The 21,606-nt window shown below is 71.3% G+C and carries 19 protein-coding genes and 2 pseudogenes; 14 read left to right on the top strand and 7 right to left on the bottom strand.

Annotated elements, in window-relative coordinates; genetic code table 11:
• Positions 1 to 14: 14 nt before the first annotated feature.
• The 3 genes from ACWCPW_RS21255 (at position 15) to ACWCPW_RS21245 (ending at position 2,420) form a co-directional block, all read left to right on the top strand.
• Complete coding sequence (locus ACWCPW_RS21255) at positions 15 to 1,097, top strand: phosphotransferase (protein ID WP_449763136.1); 1,083 nt, start codon at positions 15 to 17, stop codon at positions 1,095 to 1,097.
• A gap of 64 nt (positions 1,098 to 1,161) precedes the next feature.
• The gene (locus tag ACWCPW_RS21250) at positions 1,162 to 1,503 is read left to right on the top strand and encodes an STAS domain-containing protein (RefSeq protein ID WP_449763135.1); all 342 of its coding nucleotides are present in this window, start codon (positions 1,162 to 1,164) and stop codon (positions 1,501 to 1,503) included.
• Entirely contained in the window at positions 1,500 to 2,420 is a 921-nt protein-coding gene (locus ACWCPW_RS21245; protein ID WP_449763134.1) for an anti-sigma factor RsbA family regulatory protein, read from the top strand. Before ACWCPW_RS21250 ends, ACWCPW_RS21245 begins: the two co-directional genes overlap by 4 nt.
• A gap of 334 nt (positions 2,421 to 2,754) precedes the next feature.
• Here the strand turns inward: ACWCPW_RS21245 and ACWCPW_RS21240 are convergent, their stop codons facing one another.
• Positions 2,755 to 3,120 carry a YrdB family protein gene (locus ACWCPW_RS21240; protein WP_449763133.1) on the bottom strand — a complete coding sequence of 122 codons (366 nt, stop codon included), beginning with the start codon at positions 3,118 to 3,120 and terminating at the stop codon, positions 2,755 to 2,757.
• A gap of 1,419 nt (positions 3,121 to 4,539) precedes the next feature.
• Here ACWCPW_RS21240 and ACWCPW_RS21235 point away from each other — a divergent pair.
• On the top strand, positions 4,540 to 5,331 hold the full coding sequence (locus ACWCPW_RS21235) for an alpha/beta hydrolase (RefSeq protein WP_449763132.1): 792 nt from the start codon (positions 4,540 to 4,542) through the stop codon (positions 5,329 to 5,331).
• Positions 5,332 to 5,550: 219 nt separating this feature from the next.
• Here the strand turns inward: ACWCPW_RS21235 and ACWCPW_RS21230 are convergent, their stop codons facing one another.
• A complete protein-coding gene (locus ACWCPW_RS21230; RefSeq protein ID WP_449763131.1) occupies positions 5,551 to 6,006 on the bottom strand; it encodes a hypothetical protein in 456 nt (151 codons plus the stop codon).
• 702 nt (positions 6,007 to 6,708) lie between these two features.
• On the opposite strand from ACWCPW_RS21230, the pseudogene ACWCPW_RS21225 reads away from it, so the two are divergent.
• Positions 6,709 to 6,873, top strand: a pseudogene (locus ACWCPW_RS21225) (DUF4158 domain-containing protein); the annotation flags it as partial.
• Positions 6,870 to 7,744: pseudogene (locus ACWCPW_RS21220) on the top strand (Tn3 family transposase); the annotation flags it as partial. The pseudogenes ACWCPW_RS21225 and ACWCPW_RS21220, both read left to right, overlap by 4 nt.
• 251 nt (positions 7,745 to 7,995) lie before the next feature.
• On the opposite strand, the gene ACWCPW_RS21215 reads toward ACWCPW_RS21220, so the two are convergent.
• Positions 7,996 to 8,991, bottom strand: a complete 996-nt coding sequence (locus ACWCPW_RS21215; RefSeq protein ID WP_449763130.1) for a protein kinase domain-containing protein — start codon at positions 8,989 to 8,991, stop codon at positions 7,996 to 7,998.
• A 561-nt stretch (positions 8,992 to 9,552) separates the two neighbouring features.
• The gene (locus ACWCPW_RS21210) at positions 9,553 to 10,080 is read right to left on the bottom strand and encodes a hypothetical protein (RefSeq protein ID WP_449763129.1); all 528 of its coding nucleotides are present in this window, start codon (positions 10,078 to 10,080) and stop codon (positions 9,553 to 9,555) included.
• A gap of 272 nt (positions 10,081 to 10,352) precedes the next feature.
• Between ACWCPW_RS21210 and ACWCPW_RS21205 the strand changes: the two genes are divergently transcribed.
• The 3 genes from ACWCPW_RS21205 (at position 10,353) to ACWCPW_RS21195 (ending at position 13,158) form a co-directional block, all read left to right on the top strand.
• Positions 10,353 to 11,369 (top strand): D-cysteine desulfhydrase family protein, encoded by a 1,017-nt coding sequence (locus tag ACWCPW_RS21205; RefSeq protein ID WP_449763206.1) that lies wholly within the window; start codon positions 10,353 to 10,355, stop codon positions 11,367 to 11,369.
• 956 nt (positions 11,370 to 12,325) lie between these two features.
• Entirely contained in the window at positions 12,326 to 12,757 is a 432-nt protein-coding gene (locus tag ACWCPW_RS21200) for a DUF3995 domain-containing protein (protein WP_449763128.1), read from the top strand.
• A complete protein-coding gene (locus ACWCPW_RS21195; protein ID WP_449763127.1) occupies positions 12,754 to 13,158 on the top strand; it encodes a VOC family protein in 405 nt (134 codons plus the stop codon). The genes ACWCPW_RS21200 and ACWCPW_RS21195 overlap by 4 nt, the downstream gene beginning before the upstream one ends.
• A 395-nt stretch (positions 13,159 to 13,553) precedes the next feature.
• Here ACWCPW_RS21195 and ACWCPW_RS21190 read toward each other — a convergent pair whose 3' ends face one another.
• The gene (locus ACWCPW_RS21190) at positions 13,554 to 14,285 is read right to left on the bottom strand and encodes a ZIP family metal transporter (RefSeq protein WP_449763205.1); all 732 of its coding nucleotides are present in this window, start codon (positions 14,283 to 14,285) and stop codon (positions 13,554 to 13,556) included.
• Between the two features lie 700 nt (positions 14,286 to 14,985).
• Here ACWCPW_RS21190 and ACWCPW_RS21185 point away from each other — a divergent pair.
• The 4 genes from ACWCPW_RS21185 to ACWCPW_RS21170 all read left to right on the top strand — a co-directional run bounded on the left by ACWCPW_RS21185 (position 14,986) and on the right by ACWCPW_RS21170 (position 18,959).
• On the top strand, positions 14,986 to 15,189 hold the full coding sequence (locus ACWCPW_RS21185; protein ID WP_449763126.1) for a hypothetical protein: 204 nt from the start codon (positions 14,986 to 14,988) through the stop codon (positions 15,187 to 15,189).
• 477 nt (positions 15,190 to 15,666) lie between these two features.
• Positions 15,667 to 17,610 carry a hypothetical protein gene (locus ACWCPW_RS21180; RefSeq protein WP_449763204.1) on the top strand — a complete coding sequence of 648 codons (1,944 nt, stop codon included), beginning with the start codon at positions 15,667 to 15,669 and terminating at the stop codon, positions 17,608 to 17,610.
• Between the two features lie 303 nt (positions 17,611 to 17,913).
• Positions 17,914 to 18,318, top strand: coding sequence for a cupin domain-containing protein (locus tag ACWCPW_RS21175; RefSeq protein ID WP_449763125.1), 405 nt, complete (start codon positions 17,914 to 17,916; stop codon positions 18,316 to 18,318).
• A 113-nt stretch (positions 18,319 to 18,431) separates the two neighbouring features.
• The gene (locus ACWCPW_RS21170) at positions 18,432 to 18,959 is read left to right on the top strand and encodes a MarR family winged helix-turn-helix transcriptional regulator (protein ID WP_449763124.1); all 528 of its coding nucleotides are present in this window, start codon (positions 18,432 to 18,434) and stop codon (positions 18,957 to 18,959) included.
• Here ACWCPW_RS21170 and ACWCPW_RS21165 read toward each other — a convergent pair.
• Positions 18,956 to 19,513 carry a CGNR zinc finger domain-containing protein gene (locus ACWCPW_RS21165; RefSeq protein WP_449763123.1) on the bottom strand — a complete coding sequence of 186 codons (558 nt, stop codon included), beginning with the start codon at positions 19,511 to 19,513 and terminating at the stop codon, positions 18,956 to 18,958. The two genes, ACWCPW_RS21170 and ACWCPW_RS21165, sit on opposite strands and share 4 nt — an antisense overlap.
• Positions 19,514 to 19,691: 178 nt before the next feature.
• On the opposite strand from ACWCPW_RS21165, the gene ACWCPW_RS21160 reads away from it, so the two are divergent.
• Positions 19,692 to 20,642: a DMT family transporter gene (locus ACWCPW_RS21160; protein WP_449763122.1), complete on the top strand. Its 951-nt coding sequence runs from the start codon at positions 19,692 to 19,694 to the stop codon at positions 20,640 to 20,642.
• A gap of 180 nt (positions 20,643 to 20,822) precedes the next feature.
• Here the strand turns inward: ACWCPW_RS21160 and ACWCPW_RS21155 are convergent, their stop codons facing one another.
• Positions 20,823 to 21,602 (bottom strand): alpha/beta hydrolase, encoded by a 780-nt coding sequence (locus tag ACWCPW_RS21155; protein ID WP_449763121.1) that lies wholly within the window; start codon positions 21,600 to 21,602, stop codon positions 20,823 to 20,825.
• Positions 21,603 to 21,606 lie beyond the last annotated feature (4 nt).

Here is a 21,606-nt window from a genome sequence, read left to right as displayed (position 1 = left end):
AAATCCTGATGGGCATGAGCGATGAGAGCGTGGGCGAGTCGGTCGGTACGCCGGCGGAGGCGACCGAGGGGGCGGGGGGAGTGGGTCGGGTGAGCGGCGTGGGGCGGCCAGGCCGGGAGGATGGGGTGCCCGACGTGGACCAAGTGGGCGCGGCGACCCCGAGCGTTCCGCCTCCGCCCGTGGCCGCCGGCGTCCGCATGTCGTGGGAGGCCGCGCCCGCCGCGCTGCGTGCCGCCGTCGAGGCCCGGCTCGGCGCCCCGGTCACCCGCGCGGTCACCCAGGTCGGCGGATTCTCGCCGGGCGTCGCCGCTCGCATCGAACTCGCGGACGGGCGGAGGGCGTTCGTCAAGGCCGTCGGCTCCGAAGCCAACCCGGACACACCTGATCTGCACCGCACCGAGGCCCGCATCACCGCCGCGCTCCCGGCCGCCGCCCCCGTACCGAACCTGCTCGCCGTGGTCGACCTCGACGACTGGGTCGCGTTGGTGTTCGAGGACATCGACGGCCACACACCGGTCCAGCCGTGGCGCCTCGAGGACCTCGCACGGGTCCTGACCGCCTACTCCGAGTTCACCGCCGGCATGGACCCGTCCCCGATCGAGGTGCCCACGATCGCGAAGGCGTTCGCCCGGACGTTCGGCGCCTGGCGCCGGGGCTTCGATCCCGAACCGTTCGGGCCGTGGACGCGCGCCAACGTCGACCGGCTCGCCGCCCGAGCGGCCGACTGGAAGAGCGCCGCGGAGGGCACCGCGCTCGTACACTGCGACCTGCGCGCGGACAACATCCTGCTCACCCCGGACCGGGTCGTGTTCGTCGACTGGCCATGGGCCGTGATCGGCGCCGCGTGGTTCGACGTGGTCGTGATGGCACCGAGCGTGATCATGCACAATGGCGATCCGGCCATCGACCTGATCGAGGCGCATCTCGCGGCGCGGCGGGTGGATCCGGACCGCATCACCACCGTGCTGGCCGCCGTCGCGGGATTCTTCGCCGAGAGCAGTCTGCGCCCGGCTCCGCCCGGACTGCCGACGCTGCGGCCGTTCCAGCGGGCCCAGGCGCACGGCGCACTCACGTGGCTGCGGCGACGCATGGGGTGAGCGGTGTCGGACGGCTGGAGCTGGGTAGTCGCCGAGGACGGTCGGTCGAACGGGAGGGGCGTGCATGAGCGTCGACTACGCGGATGGGGTGCTCCGAGTGGAGCGAACCTCACCACCGCTCGGCGTGCGCCTGTTCGGCGAGGTCGACCTCGACAACTGCGCGCACGTACGCTCGGCCCTGGTCGCGCAGAGTGCGGGCGGTACCGGTGACCTCTACGTGGACGTGTCGTCGCTACGCTTCATCGACGTCGCCGGCATTCGTACGTTGGTCGAGACCGCCCTGCGGATTCAGCCCGGGAGGCGCTTGGTCCTGCATCGCGCGTCCGAGGAACTGTGCGTACTCGTCCGGCTCGCCGGATGGGACCGGGTCCCCGGCCTGGTATTGGAGAAGGTGACGATCCGATGACGACGGCCACGATGTTCCGGCACGACGCCTTGCTCTACGCGGGCATCGACGAGTTCGTCGAGCGTACCGCCGGCTTCGTCCGGGCAGGCCTGGCCGACGACGAGGCGGTCGGTGTCGCGGTGATCGAACCGCGTGCCGGCGCGCTGCGCGACGAACTCGGCGCCGACGCCGACCGGGTGGCCTGGATCGACATGGAGCGGGTGGGCCGCAACCCGGCCCGGATCATCCCGGTCTGGCAGGACTGGGCCGAACACCACGGCGCACGCGTGTTCCGCGGCATCGGCGAGCCGATCTGGGCCGGTCGCAGCGCCCAGGAGATCGTCGAGTGCCGACACCACGAGGCCCTGCTCAACCTCGCGTTCGACGGCGTGGCATGGCAACTGCTGTGTCCGTACGACGTGTCCGCGCTGGACGCGGAGGTGATCGACGGCGTGGAGCACTCGCACCCGCGCGTGTTGACCGCCGCGGCCGAGCGCGGCGGGATGAACCTCGCCGCCGAGGACTACGCCGCGACCCTGCTCGGCCCGGCCCTGCCGGACGCACCCGCGCACGCCGACCGACTGGCGTTCCGCTCCGGCGAACTGGCGGGCGTCCGTGCCCTGGTCCGCCGCACCCTGGCCGACGCGCCGCGCGCACACGTGAACCACGCGATCCTCGCCGTGAGCGAGATCGCGGGCAACAGCATCGTGCACGGCGGCGGCCACGGCACGGTCGCCGTCTGGCTCGAGGACGCCTCCTTCATCTGCGAGATCCAGGACGCCGGCCACATCACCGACCCCCTCGCCGGCCGCCACCGCCCCACCCCCGACCAAGACGGCGGCCGAGGACTGTGGATGGCCAACCAAATCTGCGACTTGGTACAAATCCGCTCGACGAAGGACGCGGGGACGACGGTAAGGGTGCGCCTGGCCCGCTAGGAGCGGGGCGGGGCGGGCCGAGTGGGGTGAGGCGGGGCAGGTCGGGGCGAGGTTGGTCGGTTGCGAGGCCGGGGCCGGCTCCCGGTCGACCTGTTGCCGACTGGCATCGCGTGACACTCGACCGGATCCGGCACCTGGTGCGAATCCGCTCGACGGGGATGTCGGGGATGTTGGGGATGCTGGGGGTGGCGGTGTGGCTGCGTCTTGCACGGACGGGCCGAATCGCGACGAGGCGGGCCGGGGCGGTGGTGCGTCCGGCGAGCTTTGTGTCGATCCTTGGTCCTTTGATCCTTTGATCCTCGGTCGGCCGGCGGGCGAGGACGTGGGTCGAGAGTCAGGCGGAGATTCCCGCACCGCGCTGCGTGTGGGCCTTGCTGCGTTGGGCGGCAAGGCCGGTGAGGCGGGTGACGGCGACGCCTATCGCGCCCGGGAGAAGCCCGGCGGCTATGAACGCCACGATCCCGGTACCCCACCACGCAAACTCGAACAGGATTCGCGGAAGGCCCGTCAACGCGTCCGCGTTGTTCGCAGCCGCGAACCGCCCCCACAAGAGCATCATCACCGAAGGCGCCGCCAACCCGACCAGAACCCGGACCGGCCAGGCGGCAGCAAGGGTGAATCCCCAGAAGGCGGTGGCCCCCACAACAGCAAGTTCGGCCAAGAACAGCGCCACCATGGCGGTCCAGTAGAGCACGATCACGCGAGCCTCCCCGTCTAAAACGAGAGCACCGCTCTCGTCTGAGAGCATCATTCTGCGTCCACTGCTCCAAGTCAAGAGCACTGCTCTCTCTTGCGATCACCGCTCTCGCACAATGCCCGCATGAACGAATCGCCCACCACCACAACGCGCCGCCGAGTCTCCGCAGCCGCCGAGGTCTGCGGGCGCGGGATCCCGACCTGTCCGACCCGCCCCATCGGGCCAAACCGTCCGACTCCGCCTCGCTCGTGTGCCTCGCCTATCCGACCCGCCCGAACCGTGCCATCAGCCGTATCCGTCGACTCGGCTGACTCGTCCGATCTGCTGCGGCAGCCGTAGGCGCCCGACTTGCTTCACCTGTCCGACCGGGGGCGGGCCGGCGTCGGCGGTGGGTGTGGCGCGAGCCATCTGGGCCATCGCATCTTGCGTTTTGCGTGGATGCGTCTTGGGCTGGTTGCGGTGTTCAATATCGAGAGCGGTGCTCTTGTTTGGAGGCGGTGCTCACGGATGAGAGCGGTGAGCGGGCGAGCGGGCGAGCGGGCGAGCGTGACTTGCCGACGCTGCCCGCCTGGGTCCGTCCCTTTCCTTCGCCCTGCATTCCCCTGGCATCGCATCGAACCGCCCTGCCCGATCTGCTACGCATGCGCGGCTCGGTTCTGTCTCGCCCGTCTGGGCCCTCCTGGCCGCTTGGGCTCGCCCACTTCGATGTGGGGCCGGACAACGAGGCCCCGGTGGTGCGGCTCGCCTTGGTCTGCCCCGTCCGGCCTGTCGGGTTGGCCTTTGTCGATGCCGGCCGGCTGGCTGACCTTGCTGCCCTGAGTAGACGTGCGTGACGGGTTGAGAGTGGCCGGCTCGCGGGGCGGGTGGCCGGCTCGTAAGTGGGAGGGCTTGGGTCCGGCGGGGTGCTCCGGAGTGAGATCGGTGCTCTCGTGTGCGGACGGTGCTCTCGTTGGTGAGCGGTGTTTTGCTCGGCGGTCGGACTCGGTCGGGTCGGCCTTGAAGCTGAGCGTGCGTGCGGAGCTTGCTTGGGTGGATATGGGTTGCGGCTGGTGGTGTCGATTCGGTCGCGTGCTCCGAAAGGAGAGCGGTGCTCTTGGTTGTGGGCGGTGATCGCGATGGTGAGCGGTGTTCGGGGGCTTGGGGAGAGGCGGTGGTGGTCCGGGGCGCGGGGTTTTGGGGTGGGTGGGTGGTTGCCGACTTGAGGTGCGAGAGCGGTGCTCTTGGTTGTGGGCGGTGGTCTTGGTGTGGGGCGGTGCTCTTGGATGGCCACGGGGCGTGGGTGGTCGTGCGGGTGTTTGGTTGGAGGGTGTGGGGGGTTGGCGGGCCTCGGAAGGGTTGTGCCGATGGCGGAATCTGCCGGTGGCGGAATCCGATCCTGAGGGACCACTCGGTGTGCTGACCTTGAGGGAAGCCGCATGAGCGGTGGGTTGGGGCCGACGGGGAGGTTCTCAGGTGAGGGTGGTCTACGTACACGGCGCATGCGTGGCGGATGGCGCCTGGTGGTGGCATCGCATGGTGGAGCCGCTCGCGGCGCACTGGTTGGACACACAGGCGGTCGAACTGACCAGTGCCGGCAGGGATGTGGCCGGGTTGGGAGACTTGCACGATGACGTCGCGGCGACGCGGGCCGTGCTCGAGGGGAGCGACGAGCCGACCATCGTGGTTGCCCACTCGTACGGCGGCATGGTCGTGACGGAGGCTGCGGCCGGTTTGGGTTCGGTGCGGCACCTTGTGTACGTGACCTCCGTGATGCCCGAACCAGGGGAGACCCTGGCGCACTTCGCCGGGGCGGAGCCCGCGCCTTGGATGGAGGTCGGGAGCGACGGCACCATCTCCGCGCGACCCGAGACCGCCGCCGAGGTCTTCCTTCAGGGCTGCGACGACGAGGTGATCGTTGCCGAGGCGGTGCGTCGACTCGTGCCGCAGTCGTTGGCCGCATTCGGCCAGAGTCCGAGCGTGGCCGCGTGGAAGGATGTGCCCTCCACGTACGTGGTCTGTACGGAGGATCGTGGCTCTTCGGCCGCCTGGCAGCGGGAGCGGGCGGCCCGGGCCGACCATGTGATGGAGATCCCGACGGACCACCACCCCTTCTTGAGCCGCCCCGAGTTGTTCGCGGACCTGCTGGCCAGACTGGTTCCCGCCGCCCGCCGCCCGCCGCCCGCCGCCCGCCGCGCACGGGGTTCGGCCGTGATCGGCTGGAGTAACAGGCCTTAGCGACACTCGCCAGGCGCTTGCTACTTGGCTCATGGGGCCGCCGGGTCCGAGCTTCCCCGAGTGATACGGGTCGAGGGCGGGCTTTGGGGTGGGCTGGTTGTGTTGGAGGTGGGATTGCGGTGTTGGCCGGCCGGCTGGCCGGTGTTGGTCGGTTGACGTTGTGTGGGGTGGCCTTGGGCGCCCTTCTTGGTCTTGGCCTCGTGGCTTGGTGTGGTGGGGTCAGTCCAGTTCGGCCATGCCTTCGGCTACGCGTCGGATGGTTGCGGCGTCGGCTGGGCGGTCGTTGTCCTCGTAGCGGTCCGCGAGGGCCTTCGCGGCTTCGATGAGGGTGTCGGGGTCGGCGAAGCCCAGTTCCGAGCCGGTCGTCAGGGCCCGGACGGTGACCTCGAGGAGGTCCACGAGTTCGGCCGCGGCCAGGCCGCCGGCCACGCCCGATGTGTAGGCCGCATAGCCGAGCATGCCGAATCTGGCTTGCGCCAACCCGTTTTCGGGCTCGTCGTCGCGTACTCGGCCCACCTCCGCCATGGCGCCGATCATGCAGCGGAAGGCCATGCCGTGGTTGCCGAAGGTGGTGAACGCCGAGGCGCAGTCGACGAAAGCATCTGCGGTGGCGAACGGATCGGGCGTCGGAAAGTCTTCGGTGAGCAGGTCGTACGCGGTGTGGGCGCTGACCATTGCGGGACGCTGTTTGCCCGCGTCGGCCCGTTCCCGGGCCTGCCGGGCGATCGCCCGGCCACCGTTCCTGGGGCCGAGTTCGCTTGATCGTCGACGAAAGAGGGGCACGGAGGTTCTCCGGTCTCGTACGGCGTTGCGTCGGGGTCGGGTCGGGGTCGGTACGGGGCGGGTCGCGTCGCCTCGCACCGCGTGGGGTCGGCTCTCGGCGAAGCCCACGATCTTGGGACGCATCAACACCGCATCGCGTTCCGGAATCCGGCCGTTCACAAGGCTTGCCCATGGAGTTGACCACCTTGGCCCCGTTCTCTGGTCCCGGCCCCAGCCTCAGCCCCAGCCCCAACTCCGGATCCGACCCCGGCTCGGGCTCTGGCCCCCCGGCTCGGGCTCTGGCCATTGACTCTGGCCCCTGACTCTGGCCCTGACTCCGGCTCGGGCCTCGGCTCCAGCCCCAGTTCGGGCCCTACGGTTTGGGCGACGACTCCGGCGCCGGCTCGACTCCGGTGCGGCCCCGGCTTCGGCCCCGGTTCGAGCTCCGACTTCGGCCCGGTTCGGGACCGCCCCGGCCCCGGTTCGGCCCGGGGGTTGAGGAACATCCACGTCAGATCGTGCGCTGAGCCTTCTGGGCTGATTGGTGCTTTGACCTGGGGTGATTGCGGGGCGGAGCCTTCGCGGGTCGTTGTTGTCGACCCTCGGAGGGCTTTGATGGCGGTCGAGTTCTTGTCGGATGAGCAGGCGGCCAGGTACAGGGCGTTTCATGACGTGCCGTCGCGGGCTGAGTTGGAGCGGTACTTCCACCTGGACGATGCGGACATGGAGGCGGTGCAGGCCAAGCGGCGGGCGCACAACCGGCTCGGGTTCGCGGTGCAGCCGACGAGAGCGCGAAGGCGAAGCTGAAGACGCTGCCGCGGGTGGAGCGGGCGTCGGCGAAGCCGGCGACCGCGTTCCAGGTCGTCTTCGACACCACCGCCGAGCAGGTCGACACCGAGACCGGGAAGATCACCCCGCCCGAGGTCGACACACTGACAGGGATGTGGGAGCGCATCGAGGCCGTGGTGCCGCGCCACGAACTCGCCGCAGCCGTCGCGGCGCTGTTCGAGCTGACGCCGCCGCCGGACTCGGATGCCGATGCCGCGTGGCGGGCGCTGCTGGTCGCCCGGTTCGGCACCGTGCGGCCGTTCCTGAAGCTGCTGGTGGACGTCGTCGACGTCGGCGCCACCCCGGAGGGCACGCCGGTCCTGGTCGCGCTGAAGTCGCTGCCGGACCTGGTGGGCCGCAAGAAGGTCACCCCGCCGAGGTCGACGCCGACCTGCCGGCCGGGTCGTGGCGGCGGCTGGTGCTGAGCGCGCCGGGCCTGGAACCGGGGACGGTGGACCGGAAGGCGTACGTGTTCTGCGTGCTGGAGCAGTTCCACCGGATGCTGCGCCGGCGGGAGGTGTCCACGCGCAACTCCTCCGAGTGGGGCGACCCGCGGGCCAAGCTGCCGGCCGGGGACGCGTGGCAACTCACCGAGCCCACGGTGCCGGCGTCGTTGAATCTGCCCGAGGCGCCGGGCGAGCACCTGGCGGCGCGGGCCGCGCTGCTGGACGGCACCTACCGCGAGGTCGCGGCCCGGATCCCGGCCGACACGCAGATCACGTTCGACGCCGGCGGCCGGCTGCACTTCGCCGCGCTGGAACCGGAGCCGGAGCCCGTCTCCCTGCTGAACCTGCGGGCCGCGGTGGGGGCGATGCTGCCGCGCCGGCACCTACACCGAGATGCTGTCCCGATTCCTCGAGCCCGTCCTGCTCGCTCTGGCTGTCCTCGCCGTTCGCGGCCGCTCCGGGGCGGCCACGTTGTCGTCAGCCGGGCCTCGTGCGGCCCCGAACTCGCCGCTACGCCAACCCATTCCGTGCATGCACGCCCCCTCCCGGTCCCGCTGGCGCCGACCGCACACGCCACCCCGTTGGATTCGAGCGTGCCTGTACATGCCCGGCGGCGGGGCGCACCGCGTCACAGTGTCCGGCCGCCGCCCGGCCCGTTCGGCCGGATGCTGTTGCCTCCGGAACGCCGGGCTCCGCCGACCCGGGAGTATCCGTTCACGGGGGTTGGTGCGGCGCCCGGGCCGCGATGCCCCATGCCGCGCGACCGGTCCGCTTTGGCGCCGGCCGGTCCGAACGCCTTCCCGAGTGCGGGAAGACCCTGGACGGCCGGCAACGCCCCTAGCGCCGCACGTTCGGCGCAGCGCGCGACGGCAGCGATCTCCCCGAGGCGGGCGTGGGCCTCGTGCGCAGTCAGATGCTTTCGGTGGTCCCCGTGCGCCAGATCGCCGATGAGACCAGCCAATTCGGAGCCGGCCCCGGCGTCCAGCGCAAGCCTGCGGTAGGCACCCGGAACAGCCAGCTCGTGCACCCGTTCTTCCGCGGTGATGGGGCCGCACAACATTTCGGCGAGCGCATCGCCCAGACCCCCGACGTCGTATGCCACCCTGTGGGCGCGCCGACGCGGGGAAAGGTCGGGGTCGACCGCGGTTGCCTGTCCGAAGTCCCCGATCTTGAGGACGCCGTCCTTGCCGAGGAGCATGTTTCCGCCGTGCAAGTCGTTGTGGTGGATGCCCGCGTCGTGGATCTTCGCCAGACCCGCGGCGGCCTGTTCGCCCAGCTCCGCGACTTCCCTGGGGGTGAACCTACGGCCTTCTGCGACAAGTTCGCGCAGGTGGCGGCCTGCGATCAGCTCGGTGACGGCGAACGGCGGACGGGGGCCCAGCGCCGCGTAGTAGCCCAGCGTACGGACCACGTGGGGGGACGGCTGCACCCGCTTTCCCAGCCTGACCTCGTGCATGAGGTCGCGGTGGACGTCGACGCCGTGGAGGTCGAACAGCGTCTTGAGCGCCACCCGGGTCCCGCTCCGCCGGTGGACGGCAGCGTAGACGACCCCCTGATGGCCTTCCCCGATCGGGTCCGGCGAGAGGAGTTCGAGGCCATCGGGCAGGAAGCTTGCTCCGGTCACAGGGTGCGGCCACCCCCCTCAGCGCTTGAGGCGACGCCGAAGCCGACCCGGCGCCATGGATCGCCGATGCGGAATCTGCCTCGAAGCACGACTCGTAAGGCACCGACCGCCCGCTCTGGTCCCAGCGCCGGAGGGCTGTGCCCGGGTGTGCGCGGCGTGTCGGCGGCCTCGGCTGCCGCCCGCACCGTCGGCCCGGCCGCGACCGGCAGCACCACGACCTCGGCCACCCCGGACCCCCTCGCGCGGCTTGTCGCAGATAACGGGGTCGCTTCGCGTCCGCCCCGGGAACGGTCTGCCCAGCTCACGCCGGGAGTTGCCGCAGATAATAGGGGATTATCCGTGTCTCAATCCTCGAACACGTCGACCGCATCCGCCTCGCCGGCCGCCCACCAGGGCGGACGTCGGCTTAGCGCACGATCTGACATGGATGTTCCTCAACCCCCGGCCCCGCCCCCGCCCCTGCCCCGGCTTGGGCCCCGGGACCGACCTTGATCCGGACCCTCGGCTGCGGCCCCGGCTTTGATTTCGGCTCGGCCCGCGCCGGGGTGGGGGTGGGATGGGTTAGGGGGTGGGGGTGTCGGGGCCTTGGGCGCGGACGCGTTCGACGTTTTCGAGGGAGTCGCGGAGGTTGGTGAGCCAGGTGTCGGTGTTGGCCTGGACGAGGCGTACGCACCAGGCCAGGGCGTCGCTGCGGCTGCGGGCGACGCCGGCGGCGACGAGGGTGTCGAGGACTTGGCGTTCGGGTTGGCGGAGGCGGGTCATGACCGGTACGGAGACCGTGGTGTAGAGGGCGCGGGTGCCGCCGCATTCGACGCCCCAGGAGACCTTGCGGCCGAAGCGGCGCTCGGCTTCGCGGGCTACGGCGATGCGGTCGTCGCGGGTGCGTTCGCGGAATTCGGCGATTCGGCCGTCGAGGGCGGCGTCGCGTTCGTCGGTGGAGACGTCGTCGGCGAGTTCCGGTTCCGGGATGCGGCCGATGACGGTGATTTCCTCGCGGTCGACGGTCACGTCGACGAGGGCGGTGAAGAGTCCTTCGGGGAGGCGGCCGGTGAACCAACCTCGTACGGCTTCTTGCTTCGTTGTAATCATGTAATTCAAGTTACGCCGATGCCGGCCGATGGCAAGGAGGTCCGCCCACAGCGGAATTTGGCAGCGGGACGCGGACGCGGACACGGACGACGGGTGGGGGTGGGGCGGCGCGGGGTGGGAGTTCGGAGCGCGGAGGGGTGTTGGCAGCGTGCCGGGGTCGACGGCGGTTGTTGCCGTGGCACGATCGATGGCTATTGCCGGGGCTATTGCCGTGGCCACGGTCGCGGCTTTGGCTGTGGTGGCGCCGTGGGTGCGGGTGAGGGGTGATGGTGATGGGTCCGGAGGGTCGGACGGCTCGGCGGGTGTCGCTCGGGACCTGGCCGACGCCGCTCGAACCCGCGCCGAGGTTGGCGAAGGCGCTCGGGCTCGGTGCGGATGATTTGTGGGTCAAGCGGGACGACCTCACCGGTCTGGGTGGTGGCGGCAACAAGGTGCGGAAGCTCGAGTGGACGTGTGGTGCGGCGATCGCCGCCGGGGCCACCACGTTGGTGACCACGGGGGCTCCGCAGAGCAACCACGCGCGGTTGACGGCGGCGGCCGGTGCTCGGCTGGGGCTTGATGTCGTGCTCGTGTTGGCGGGTACGGGTGGGGTCTCGGCGTCCGGGAACATCGCGCTCGACGGGCTGTTCGGCGCCACGGTGGTGTGGGCGGGCGACGTCGGGCGGGCGGCGCTCGATGCCGCCGCCGGGGAGGTGGCCGAGCGGTTGCGCGAGCGTGGGGGCGTTCCGATGGTGATTCCGTTTGGCGGGTCGAGTGTGCTCGGTGCGCGAGGGTACGCGGAGTGCGGGCGGGAACTCATCGGCCAGGCACCCGAATTGGATGTCGTCGTGGTGGCCCTGGGTTCCGGCGGCACGATGGCGGGGCTGGTCGGCGAGTTGGGTCCCGAACGTGTGCTCGGTGTGCACTGCGGTGCCGTCGACGATCCGGCCGGGACCGTACACGGGTTGCTTTCCGCCCCGGACGAAGTACTTTGCGCGCGGGACTCGTTGCGGGTGCGGCTGGATCAAGTCGGCCACGGGTACGCGACGTTGACGGAGGCATCCATGGCCGCGCTGACCCTGGCGGCGCGTACGGAGGGCATCGTGCTCGACCCGATCTACACCGGGCGGGCGATGGCCGGGCTGATTGCGGCGGTCAAGGACGGGGAGGTCCGACCCGGCCGGCGCACGGTGTTTGTGCATACCGGTGGCCTGCCCGGGTTCTTCGGGCATCCGACGACGCTCGGGAGGGCGATGTCCGGCCTGAAGGCGGCCGATGGTCGGGCTGGGTCGGCCGGATCGGTGGGCTGAGTAGGGCCGGGTCGAGCCGAGTTCGGCGGAGGCGATTCGGGTCGAGCCGAGTTGGGCCGAGTTGGGCTGAGGCGAGCCGGGTTGGGTTGGGTTGGGTTGGACTCGGCGGGGTTGAACTGGGCCGGGGACTTTGGGGATCCGCGGGATGGCGTTTGGTCGGTGCGGCGGGCATTCGGTCGATGGGGGAATCGGCGACGCGGGGTGGGATATGTCGATTCCGAAGGCCGTCCCGAGGGGGAGTACCAGTCGCGGGTCCTGCCGGGCCGATGCGGGTGTGGACTCGACTCCGCTCCGTTCGGATGGGCCGAAGCACCGAGGTGGGCGTTGTCCTGACCGGCCGGTCGATTGGCGGATGACCGGGTGGACTGCCGACGCGCCGGCTCCGCAAGGGCCGACGCAAAGTGGCTACGCCCGGTTCAGGGGCGTGCCGAGCCGATGGCGTGGGCTCCTCCTGTCGCGTCGGAGCGGGTGCGGGTTGATCAATTCGGGTGGGCCGCAGCGCCGAGGTGGACGTGTCGACGCCGGCTTCAAAGCGGGGCTTCACCGGTGCCCGTATTCGTACTCGCGCGCGGGTAGGAGCGGGTAGGACGGGTAGGCGAATTGGCCATGCGGGGTGGGCCATACCGGCTCCGGAGGCTGTCCGAAGGTCCCGAAGGTCCCGAGGGTCCCGAGGGTCCCGAGGGTCCCGAGGGGCGCTGCGGTGTGCCGAGGTGGGTTCTGCGTCGGTCGGTCGGTCGGGTCCGGGTGGATGTGGTGACGCCGGCTTCGAGTGGGGCTTCGGCGGTGTTCGTGGTTGTGGGTGGTCCTCGGCGTGCGCGGCTCGGGCCGATCCGGGCGTTCGTGTCCGGGCGCACCGCTGGAGCATGGCGGACCGGTCCTGCCGCGAGGGGTGGCGTCGGGTTCGTTGGCGACCCGGGGCGGGGGACGTGAGGGTGGGTGGAGGTAGCTTGGGGCGCATGACCATCGAGGGCATTGCCGTGCGGATGTCGGTCGGGACCCTGACCGCGATCGCGGGGTTGCATGTTGCGTGGGGGCTGGGGTCGTCGTGGCCACTGCCCGATCGGAAGTCGCTGGCGGATGCGGTGGTCGGGCAGCCGGGCGTGCCCGGACCGGCGGCTTGCTTCGCGGCCGCGGGTGCGCTGGGTACGGCGGCGGTGTTGGTTGCCGGGCGGCCGAGGAGGAAGCCGGCGGTGGCTCGGATCGGGGCGTTCGGGGTGGCCGGCGTATTGGGTTTGCGCGGTGTGGTCGGCCTGGTCGGACGGACCGATCTGCTGTCGCCGGGATCGTCGTCGGATCGCTTTCGCCGCCTTGATCGCAGGGCGTACGCGCCGCTGTGTCTCGCGCTCGCGGTCGGCTCGGCGGTCTCGGCCGGCGGGGGTGGCCGGTGAATCGGCTCGGGCTGGTCGCGGTGGTGGTGCGTGATTACGACGAGGCCATCGCGTTCTATACGCGTGCGCTCGGCTTCGACCTGCGTGAGGACAGTCCGATGGAGGACGGCAAGCGATGGGTCGTGGTCGCGCCGCCGGGTACCGGGCCGAACGAGGCCGCGGTGCTGTTGGCGCGTGCGGTGGACGACGAGCAGCGGTCCCGGGTCGGGGATCAGACCGGCGGGCGGGTCGGGCTGTTCCTGTACACCGACGACTTCATCCGGGAACACGCCCGGATGCTTGCCGCCGGCGTGGTCTTCGAGGAGCCGCCGCGACGGGAGAAGTACGGCGTCGTCGCGGTCTTCCGGGACCTGTACGGCAACCGCTGGGACCTGATCGAGCGCACCGGTCCGACACGGTGAACGACATCCCGTGCGGTGCTGTGCGCTGATCCGAACGGATGGGCGGACGGGGGATGGGCGGTCGCGGCGAGGCCCGGCTTCGCGTACGTGTGACGGACGCGCTCGCGTCCCGGACCGGACCGGAACGGACCGGAACGGACCGGAACGCTGGACGGAACTCCCAGAGCACGTCGGGTCGTGGAACGGAGCCCGAAGCAGGCTGCGGACGCGGGTGATCGAGGGCACCCGGGAACGCGCCTCCACCGTCCTGCTCGCGCAAGCCGCCGACGCAGCCGCCGCCGCTCCGAGCCGACCACGAAGGTTCGTTTCGCGGTCGATGGCCGATGCAGACCCCGGCTCCGCCCCGAGCCGGCGCCGGCCGAGTGGGGCAAGGGCGGACCAACGTATGCGGGCCGTCAGTGCTGCGCCAGCGCGATGACCAGCCACAGGAAGGCCACTCCCGCGATTGTGCAGAGCAGGGTCGAGCCCGATGGGTGGGGGCTGTGCGCCTCGGGGAGGATGTCGGCCGTGGCGAGGTAGAGGAGGAAGCCGGCGAAGAAGCCCAGGTAGAGGCCGAGAACGTGTTCGGGGATCGTGAAGGCGAGGGTGATCGCCGCGCCGGCGACCGGGGCGACGGCGTCCGCGCCCAGCAGGGCCAGGGCGCGGCGGCGGTCGTTGCCGTACATGCGGGTGACGGTGTACGTGTTGAAGCCGTCCGCGAAGTCGTGGGCCACGACCGCGATGGCCACCGTGGTGCCGACGGTCGTACCGGCCTGGAAGGCCGCGCCGATCGCGAAGCCGTCCATCACGCTGTGCCCCACCAACGCGGCGGCGGCGGTCAGGCCGATGCCCTTGGCGGGCTCGTTCGGGTTCGCGGTCGGGCCGTGGTGGTGGGCGTGCGGGGCGTACTCGCCCTCGTGGGCCCGGTGGATGGCCACCGAGCGTTCGACCACGTGCAGGACGAGGAAGCCGAGTACGAACATCAGCAGCGCCTGCGGTACGCCGCCGATCCGATCGCCGGCCGCCGAAAGCGCCTCCGGCAGCAGGTCGAACGCGACCACGCCGAGCATCAGCCCGGCGGCCAGGCCCAGTACGAGGTGCCGGCGGTCGCCGATGCGTTGCGCCACCCAGCCGCCGAGCAGGGTCATCAGGAAGGCGCCCGCGGCGATCAGTACGGCGGTCACGGCCGCGCCTGCCCAGGCGCCCACCCGGGCTTCGGAGGCTTCATCCGCGTCGGCGTCATCGGTCAATCGTCGTTGAGTGGACGCCCGTACGCGTCCGTGATTGCGCCGTCCGAGTGAGCACGCGCGTGAGCACACGTACCTCGTCCGCGCCGCGCGCACCCCTGCCGGTGGCCGGTAAGTCGGGTTGCATCGAGCCGAGTTGACCGGGGTCGGGATCGCCGCCCCGTCCACCCGGCCGTCCGACCATCCGCCCGTCCGCCCATCCACCCGCCCGTCCGCCCATCCACCCGGCCGACCGTCCACCCGTCTCACCCGGCCGTCCGACCGGCCCACTCGTCCACCCGGCGGCGGCAGATTCACCTGCGGTGCGAAGAACCGCCACCCGAGCACGCACCGTGTTCCCGCGGTCCACACGCGGCGACAAACGGGCACCGGCTATGAAATAGAGGGGAGCGCGGCCCCGAAATACACGCGCCAACCTGCGGACCGCCCCCGTATTCTGGTCACGGCCGCTCGAACGACCCCGCCCGGCAGCAAGCCGATGGCCCGGTCCCAGGCGAGCCGTACTCCGTGCCACCCCGCCGCCGCGCGACTTCGGCGACCCCAAAGAGCCGCGAGGCGTGTGGGCGACCCATGCCATGTACGCAACGGGGAGAACGGAACGATGAATGTGAATGTAGGCGACAAGGTTCAGGCGAAGTTGGAAATCGGCGGCTTCACCAAGCAGACCGTCCCGGCAGGCGCACCGGGAGTGGTCGTGCGTACCACGATGGGCCGTGCGGACGTGTGCTTCACGCTGCGCGGTCTGGCCGGCGGCTTCCGCACGGTCGAGGTATCGGTCGAGCCGGGCAAGCTCGTCAAGGTCTGACCGACCGGCACTCCATAAAAAGCCGAATCCGAACCGCAGCAAAGTAGATCAGGCCAAATCAAGCCAGATCAAGCCAAGCCAGGCCAAGCCGAATCGAATCGAATCTCACCGAATCGAAACGAACCGGCCTCGACTTCGGCCTCGGGTGCGGATCGCACCTCTACCCCCCACCCACCTCTCCTCGCGTTCCCCGCCACGACCCTCGTGGCGGGGAACGCGCATGCCCGCGCCCATGGGCACACCCCAGCCGCCACGGCTGGTCCCCACCCCCACCCCCACCCCCACCGCCACCGCCATCACCATCACCACGAGCCACCCCCGTTTCCCGTTCCCCTCGTGCCGCCCACGCTGCAAGATGTCGGTGGATATTCCTGCACAGCCCTCGCCGTAGGAGTTGGAGGAATAGTGAGCCGAACCGCGCACCGTCCTCGACGCCGGCTGCCGGCCGCGGCCGTCGCCGCCGTGGCCGCCCTGCTGATGTCGTTCCTGGTACCGCCCGTTGCGCAAGCGCACCCGAACCATCCGGCCGGTGAACCCGGTTGCGATCCGATCGATCCGGCCGCGTGTCTGCTGCCGTTTCCGAACAACTGGTTCACTCGGGCCGATTGGCGTACCGACACCGGGCGTCGGGTCGCGTTCAAGGCGGACATGATGCCCAAGGGCGCGACGCCCGACGCCTGGAACCGCAACGACGGGTTCTCGCCCGGCTCGACGCTGATCACCCGGATTCCCGGTGTCGACCTCGGTAAGAGCGGCGCGGCCCCGGTCACCGACGTCGGCGCGTCGCTCGCGCGCAACGCGCCGATCGTCATCCTCGACACCGAGACCGGCGAACGGTGGCCCTACTGGGCGGAACTCGACGCCAACGCCACCGATCCGGCCCGCCAGGCCCTCCTGGTACACCCGGCCAAGAACTTCGTTCCCGGCCATCGCTACGTCGTCGGCCTGCGCAATCTGCGCGGCGCCGACAACCGGGTGATCCCCGCGCCCGACACGTTCGCCAGGATCGCCGGCCGTACCCTGCCACGCCGTGACCCGTTGGCGGCGCGCCAGGCGCAGGTGCGTCCCGTGCTGGATCGCCTCGACCGAGCGGGTGTGGATCGTCGCGGACTGTACCTGGCCTGGGACTTCACCGTCGCGAGCGAGCGCAACCTCACCGCCGGCATGCTTCGGATGCGGGACGACGCGTTCGGGCGACTCGGGGGCCGGGCACCGGAGTTCGCGGTGACCGGGGTGAAGAACCTGACCCCGGAGCAGGATTCGCGGATCGCGCGCGAGGTGAGCGGAACGGTCACGGTACCCAGCTATCTGAACCGCCCCGGCGGCCCCACCGGATCCACGCTCAACCTCGGCCGGGACGGCCTGCCGCGCCAGTTGCCGGGCAACACCCAGCAGGCGCAGTTCCGTTGCGAGATCCCGCGCGGCGCGTTCGACACGCCGTCGCAGGCATCGCTGTACGGGCACGGTCTGCTCGGCAGCAACAACGAGGTGGGCGGGGGGAACGTCAAGGCGATGGCCGCCGAGCACGGCATCACGTTCTGCGCGACCAAGTGGATCGGCATGGCGGACGAGGATCTGCCCACGGTGGCCCGCGCCCTCGCCGACTTGGGCAGCTTCGGCGCCGTGCCCGACCGTACCCAGCAGGGCTTCCTGAACGCGTTGTTCCTGGGCCGGGACATGATCCACGAGCGTGGCTTCACGGCGGACCCGGCGTTTCGTACCGACGACGGCCGGCCGCTGATCGACATCGCGAAGGGTCTGGTCTACGACGGCAACAGCCAGGGCGGCATCCTCGGCGGATCGCTGGTCGCGGTGTCCCAGGACGCCAAGCGCGGGGTGCTGGGGGTGACCGGGATGAACTACAGCGTCCTGCTCAACCGCAGTTCGGACTTCGGGCCGTACGGCCGGATCCTGGATGCCACGCATCCGGACAAGCTCGACCAGCAGGTGGTGCTGTCGCTGTTCCAGATGTTGTGGGACCGAGGTGAGACGAACGGCTACGCGAGCGGCCTGGACCACAGTCCGCTGCCGCGTACGCCACGCCATCAGGTGCTCATGCAGATCGCCTTCGGCGACCATCAGGTCTCCACGGTGACCGCCGAGATCGAGGCGCGCACGATCGGCGCGCGGATCCACGAGCCGGCCATCGCGGCGGGTCGCAACCCGGACCGGGATCCCTATTGGGGGATCCGGCCGCTGCCGCACGAGCCGTACCGGGGATCCGCGCTGGTGGTGTGGGACAGTGGGTCGCCCGCGCCGCCGGTGACCAACACGCCGCCGATCGGGCCGGAGTACGGGCGCGACCCGCACTCGGACCCGCGCAACTCGCCGGTGGCCCGGCGGCAGAAGGCGGAGTTCCTGGCCACGGGGCGGGTTGTGGACGTGTGCGGCGGCGCGCCGTGCACGGCGCCTGCGGGATAGGGCTCACTCGTGTGAGGGTGTGGGTTCCGGCCGTGTCCGGCGCCGGAACCCACACCAGGCGAGGGAGCGTACATGTCCGTCGTGTCCGAATCGGGCCCCGAATCCGACGACGCATCAGAATCGGCAGCCGACTCGGCTTCGCGATCCGAAGTCGGGGCCGAAACCGAAGCCGGGGCCGGAGCTGGAACGGAAGCCGAAGTCGGGGCCCAAGCCGGGGCCGGCTCCGGAACCGAAGCCGCCGAGACCGCCAAGGGCGCCCCCGTCGCCCGTCCGCGACTCGATCCGCCGGATCTGGCCCGGATCATGGAGCTCACGCCGCATCCCGAGGGTGGATGGTTCCGGGAAACGTGGCGCAGCGGTGTGAGTCTGACCCCGCCCGGCTACTCGGGGCCGCGCGAAACCGCGAGTGGCATCTACTTCCTGCTCTGTCCGGGCGAGGAGTCGGCGTGGCATGTGGTCAGGTCGGCCGAGCTGTGGTTCTGGCATCGCGGTGGGCCGCTCGAACTGCGCCTGGGCGGGGACGGGGAGACGCCGGACGCCGAGCCGGCCCGGATCCTGCTGGGCCCGGAGGTGGCGGCGGGCGAACAGCCGCAGGTGCTGATCCCGCCCGGGGTGTGGCAGACGGCCCGGCCGGCGGCGGAGCGCGAGGTGCTGGTGTCGTGCGTGGTCTCGCCCGCGTTCTCGTTCGAGGACTTCCGGATGTTGTGAGCGGAGGCTTCCGGATGCCGTGACCCGGGGGCGGGTCGCCGATACTACGGTGGCCGCCGGGACCCGGGTTCCGTCCTCGGTGCGGGACCCGGCACGCTGCCAGGGAGTACGACGTGAGTGAAGAACAGGTCGACTACGCCGATTCCGTGGTGGCGGCGTGGTCGGCGGTCCTGCCGGACGTGGAGGCGTCGTCGGTCGGGTTCGTGGTGCGCCTGCATCAGGCGATGATCGCGATGGAGGAGTTCGACCGGCGCAGCATCGGCACGCTGGATCTGACCGCGCCCGAGTACATGGTGCTGGCGGTGTTGGCGACCCGGCCGGACCAGCCGGGGTTGACCCTGCGTCAGCTACAACCGCTGGTGATGTACTCGTCGGGCGGGATGACGCATTGCGTGGACCGGCTCGCGCGCAAGGAACTGGTCGAACGCCGGCCCAATCCGGACGACGGCCGCTCGGTCCTGGTCTGCCTCACCGAGCGCGGGCGCGAGTGCGCTCGGGCGGCGATGCGGGCGCGGATCGACGCGCTCGACGGCCTGCTGAAGCCGATCGCGGGCACGGACCGGGACGTGGTCGACAAGGCGTTGCGGATCCTCGCCTCGACGCTGGGCGCGCGGGGTTGGACAGGTACGGCCACGCCCTAGGCCGTGGTGGGCTGGTCGTCGCGGTGCCGGGCGCGGAAGGTGGCGGCCTTGGCGCGGTTGCCGCAGCCGCGCATGTCGCACCAGCGGCGGCTGCCGTGCCGGGACGCGTCCACGTAGAGCCGGGTACAGGTCGGCGCCTCGCACTCCCTGACCCGGGCGGCGTCCGAGCCGCCGAGCAGGGTGACCGCGGAGCGCGCGATCGTGGCCAGGACGGCGGCGAGGTCGCCGGTACGGCGTACCCGGCCGTCGGTGGTCAGCACGACCGCCACCGGCGCACCGGCCGCGACGCGGTTCAGCGTCGCGCGATCACGCGCGCCGTACCCCGTCGGCGTCCCGTGCGCGGACGCGAGCCGGTACAGCGCTTCGCGCAGCTCGATCGTGGCGGCGAGCGCCTCGTCGTCGACCGCGGGCGCCGAGTCCACGAGGCCGGCCGCGACCACCCAGGAGCCGAGTGCGGCCGGGGTTTCCAAGAGGTCACGCGGTGCGGTGCGGCGCTTTTGCACGGTACCGACCAGATCGAGCGCGATGTCGCCGCCGATGAAGGTGTAGGTCACGCGGCCAGCATAACCGGATTGACAGGTTAGTGGCGGGCGCGTCAAGGTGAATAACCGGATTAGGCAGTTACTTGCCCGATGCCCGATGCCCGATGCCCGATGCCCGATGCCCGATGCCTCGTGCCTCGACGCCCCGACGGCGCCGTGCCGCACGACGGAAACCACAGACAAGGCGGCCATGGGAAACACCACACCCACCCCGGAAGGCGCCCAGGCCCGGACGGTCGACATCGCGCCGAGCGCCGCCGGCCGGCCGCCCGATCGAGAGAACCGGGACCGGCCGGCCCTCCTCGGGAAGGCGATCCCGCCCGTATTCGTGCTGCTGTGGAGCAGTGGGTTCATCGTCGCCGCGATCGGTGTGGGTGCCGCGCCGCCGCTCCTGCTCACGTTCTTCCGGTTCGCGCTCGCCGGTGTGCTGCTCGGCGCGTTCGCGCTCGCGGTGCGGGCGCCGTGGCCGCGCGGGCGTCTCCTCGGACACGTCGCCGTCGCCGGACTGCTGTTCCAGGCGGTCCAGTTCGGCGCGATGTACACCGCGCTGGCGATGGGCCTGCCCGCCGCCGTCGTGGCGCTCGTCCAGGGGCTCAATCCGGTACTGATCGCGCTCCTGGCCGGACGCCTCCTCGGCGAACGGGTCAGCGTTCGGCAGTGGACGGGCTTCGGCCTGGGCACGATCGGCGTCGTGCTCGCCGTCGCCGACCCCGCGAGCCTGTCGATCGCCGCGCTGGTCCTGGCCGTCGTGGGGCTGCTCGGGTTGAGCGTGGGCACCGTGTACCAGAAGCGCTATGTCCACGACGTCGACCTGCGCACCGGTACGGCCGTGCAGTTCCTGGTCAGCGCGCCGTTCATCGGACTGGGCTCGCTGCTCTTCGAGACGCCGCACGTGAGCGCGTGGGGGCCGTTCGTCGGGACGCTCGCGTGGATGGTCCTGGTCAACTCGATCGGCGTGTTCACGCTGCTCAACCTGATGCTGCGACAGTCCTCGGCGAGCATGGTCGGCACGCTGTTCTTCCTGACTCCGGCGGCCACCGCGGTACTCGCGTGGCTCCTGCTCGACCAGGCGCTGCGCCCGGCCGCCCTGGCCGGGATCGCGATCGGCGGAATCGGCGTACTGCTGGCGAATCGCCGATAGCGCGGCAGTGGCGGGCAAGGTACGGTCCGCGCCCCGAGCCCGGCGCCCACGGCCCCGAGCCCGGCGCCCACGGCTCCGGACGCGGCGCCCACCGCCCCGGTCTCACCCCGGCCCACGTCCGATCACCCGCACCGCCCGCCCGCTCCGCCCGCCCGCCCTCAACCGTCCCAACCGGCCCGGTCAGCCCGCGAGTTCCCCGACCGCCCGGGTGACCTCGGGCCAGATCGCCGAGAGCGGGTCGACCGGTTCGAAGTGGCCGACGCCGGGCAACTCCCGCAGGGGCAGGCCCGATGCCGCCGCGAAGGTGTGGCCCAGCGCGATCGGTACCTGCTCGTCGGCGTCGCCGTGCAGCAGGATCAGCCGACGGTCGCCCAGGCCGCCCGCGGCCAACCGCACCGGGTCCACCTGTGCGAGCGCCGCCTCGGAGCGGTCCTCGCCGAGGAACTCCGCCGCCGCGCCGTCGTCCAGGTCGAGGGCCAGGGCCGCGTCCAGGTCCAGGACGCCCGCCAGCGACACCGCGCCCGCGACCGGGGGAGCCGCGGGCAACCATCCGACGCCGCCCGCCGGTACCCGGTCGCGCAGCGCCGCCCAGACCGCCAGGTGCCCGCCCGCCGAGTGTCCCAGCAGGACCACGGGCTGCTCGGACTTCGTACACAGCAGGTCGAGCGCGGCCGCGACGTCCTCGAACGTCCCGGGCCGCCCGCCGCCCGGCTGCCCGGCGCGGCGGTATTCCACGCTGGCGACCGCGTAGCCCTCGGCGGCCAGCGCGACGCACATCGGATACGTGTACGTGCGGTCGTATTCGGCCCGCCAATACCCACCGTGCACCACCGCCACGAGCGCGCGCGGCTCGGCCGCGGGTTGCCACAGGTCGATGACGTGGTCCGCCGCCGGGCCGTACCGCAGCGTGCGATCGGGCCCGGCGGCCGGGCGGGTGAGGATGTCACGAGAAGCACTCATCCGC

Source organism: Embleya sp. NPDC001921, assembly GCF_053594475.1.
Note: the sequence above shows the minus strand (reverse complement) of the source record. Positions and strands in the feature narration are given on the sequence as shown.

Excerpts from the sequence above, each read along its gene's own strand:
- ACWCPW_RS21255 (WP_449763136.1), top strand. The coding sequence starts at position 15 with ATGAGCGATGAGAGCGTGGGCGAGTCGGTCGGTACGCCGGCGGAGGCG.
- ACWCPW_RS21250 (WP_449763135.1), top strand. The coding sequence starts at position 1,162 with ATGAGCGTCGACTACGCGGATGGGGTGCTCCGAGTGGAGCGAACCTCA.
- ACWCPW_RS21245 (WP_449763134.1), top strand. The coding sequence starts at position 1,500 with ATGACGACGGCCACGATGTTCCGGCACGACGCCTTGCTCTACGCGGGC.
- ACWCPW_RS21230 (WP_449763131.1), bottom strand. The coding sequence starts at position 6,006 with ATGGTCAGCGCCCACACCGCGTACGACCTGCTCACCGAAGACTTTCCG.
- ACWCPW_RS21210 (WP_449763129.1), bottom strand. The coding sequence starts at position 10,080 with ATGATTACAACGAAGCAAGAAGCCGTACGAGGTTGGTTCACCGGCCGC.
- ACWCPW_RS21205 (WP_449763206.1), top strand. The coding sequence starts at position 10,353 with ATGGGTCCGGAGGGTCGGACGGCTCGGCGGGTGTCGCTCGGGACCTGG.
- ACWCPW_RS21200 (WP_449763128.1), top strand. The coding sequence starts at position 12,326 with ATGACCATCGAGGGCATTGCCGTGCGGATGTCGGTCGGGACCCTGACC.
- ACWCPW_RS21190 (WP_449763205.1), bottom strand. The coding sequence starts at position 14,285 with ATGACCCTGCTCGGCGGCTGGGTGGCGCAACGCATCGGCGACCGCCGG.
- ACWCPW_RS21185 (WP_449763126.1), top strand. The coding sequence starts at position 14,986 with ATGAATGTGAATGTAGGCGACAAGGTTCAGGCGAAGTTGGAAATCGGC.
- ACWCPW_RS21180 (WP_449763204.1), top strand. The coding sequence starts at position 15,667 with ATGTCGTTCCTGGTACCGCCCGTTGCGCAAGCGCACCCGAACCATCCG.
- ACWCPW_RS21175 (WP_449763125.1), top strand. The coding sequence starts at position 17,914 with ATGGAGCTCACGCCGCATCCCGAGGGTGGATGGTTCCGGGAAACGTGG.
- ACWCPW_RS21160 (WP_449763122.1), top strand. The coding sequence starts at position 19,692 with ATGGGAAACACCACACCCACCCCGGAAGGCGCCCAGGCCCGGACGGTC.
- ACWCPW_RS21155 (WP_449763121.1), bottom strand. The coding sequence starts at position 21,602 with ATGAGTGCTTCTCGTGACATCCTCACCCGCCCGGCCGCCGGGCCCGAT.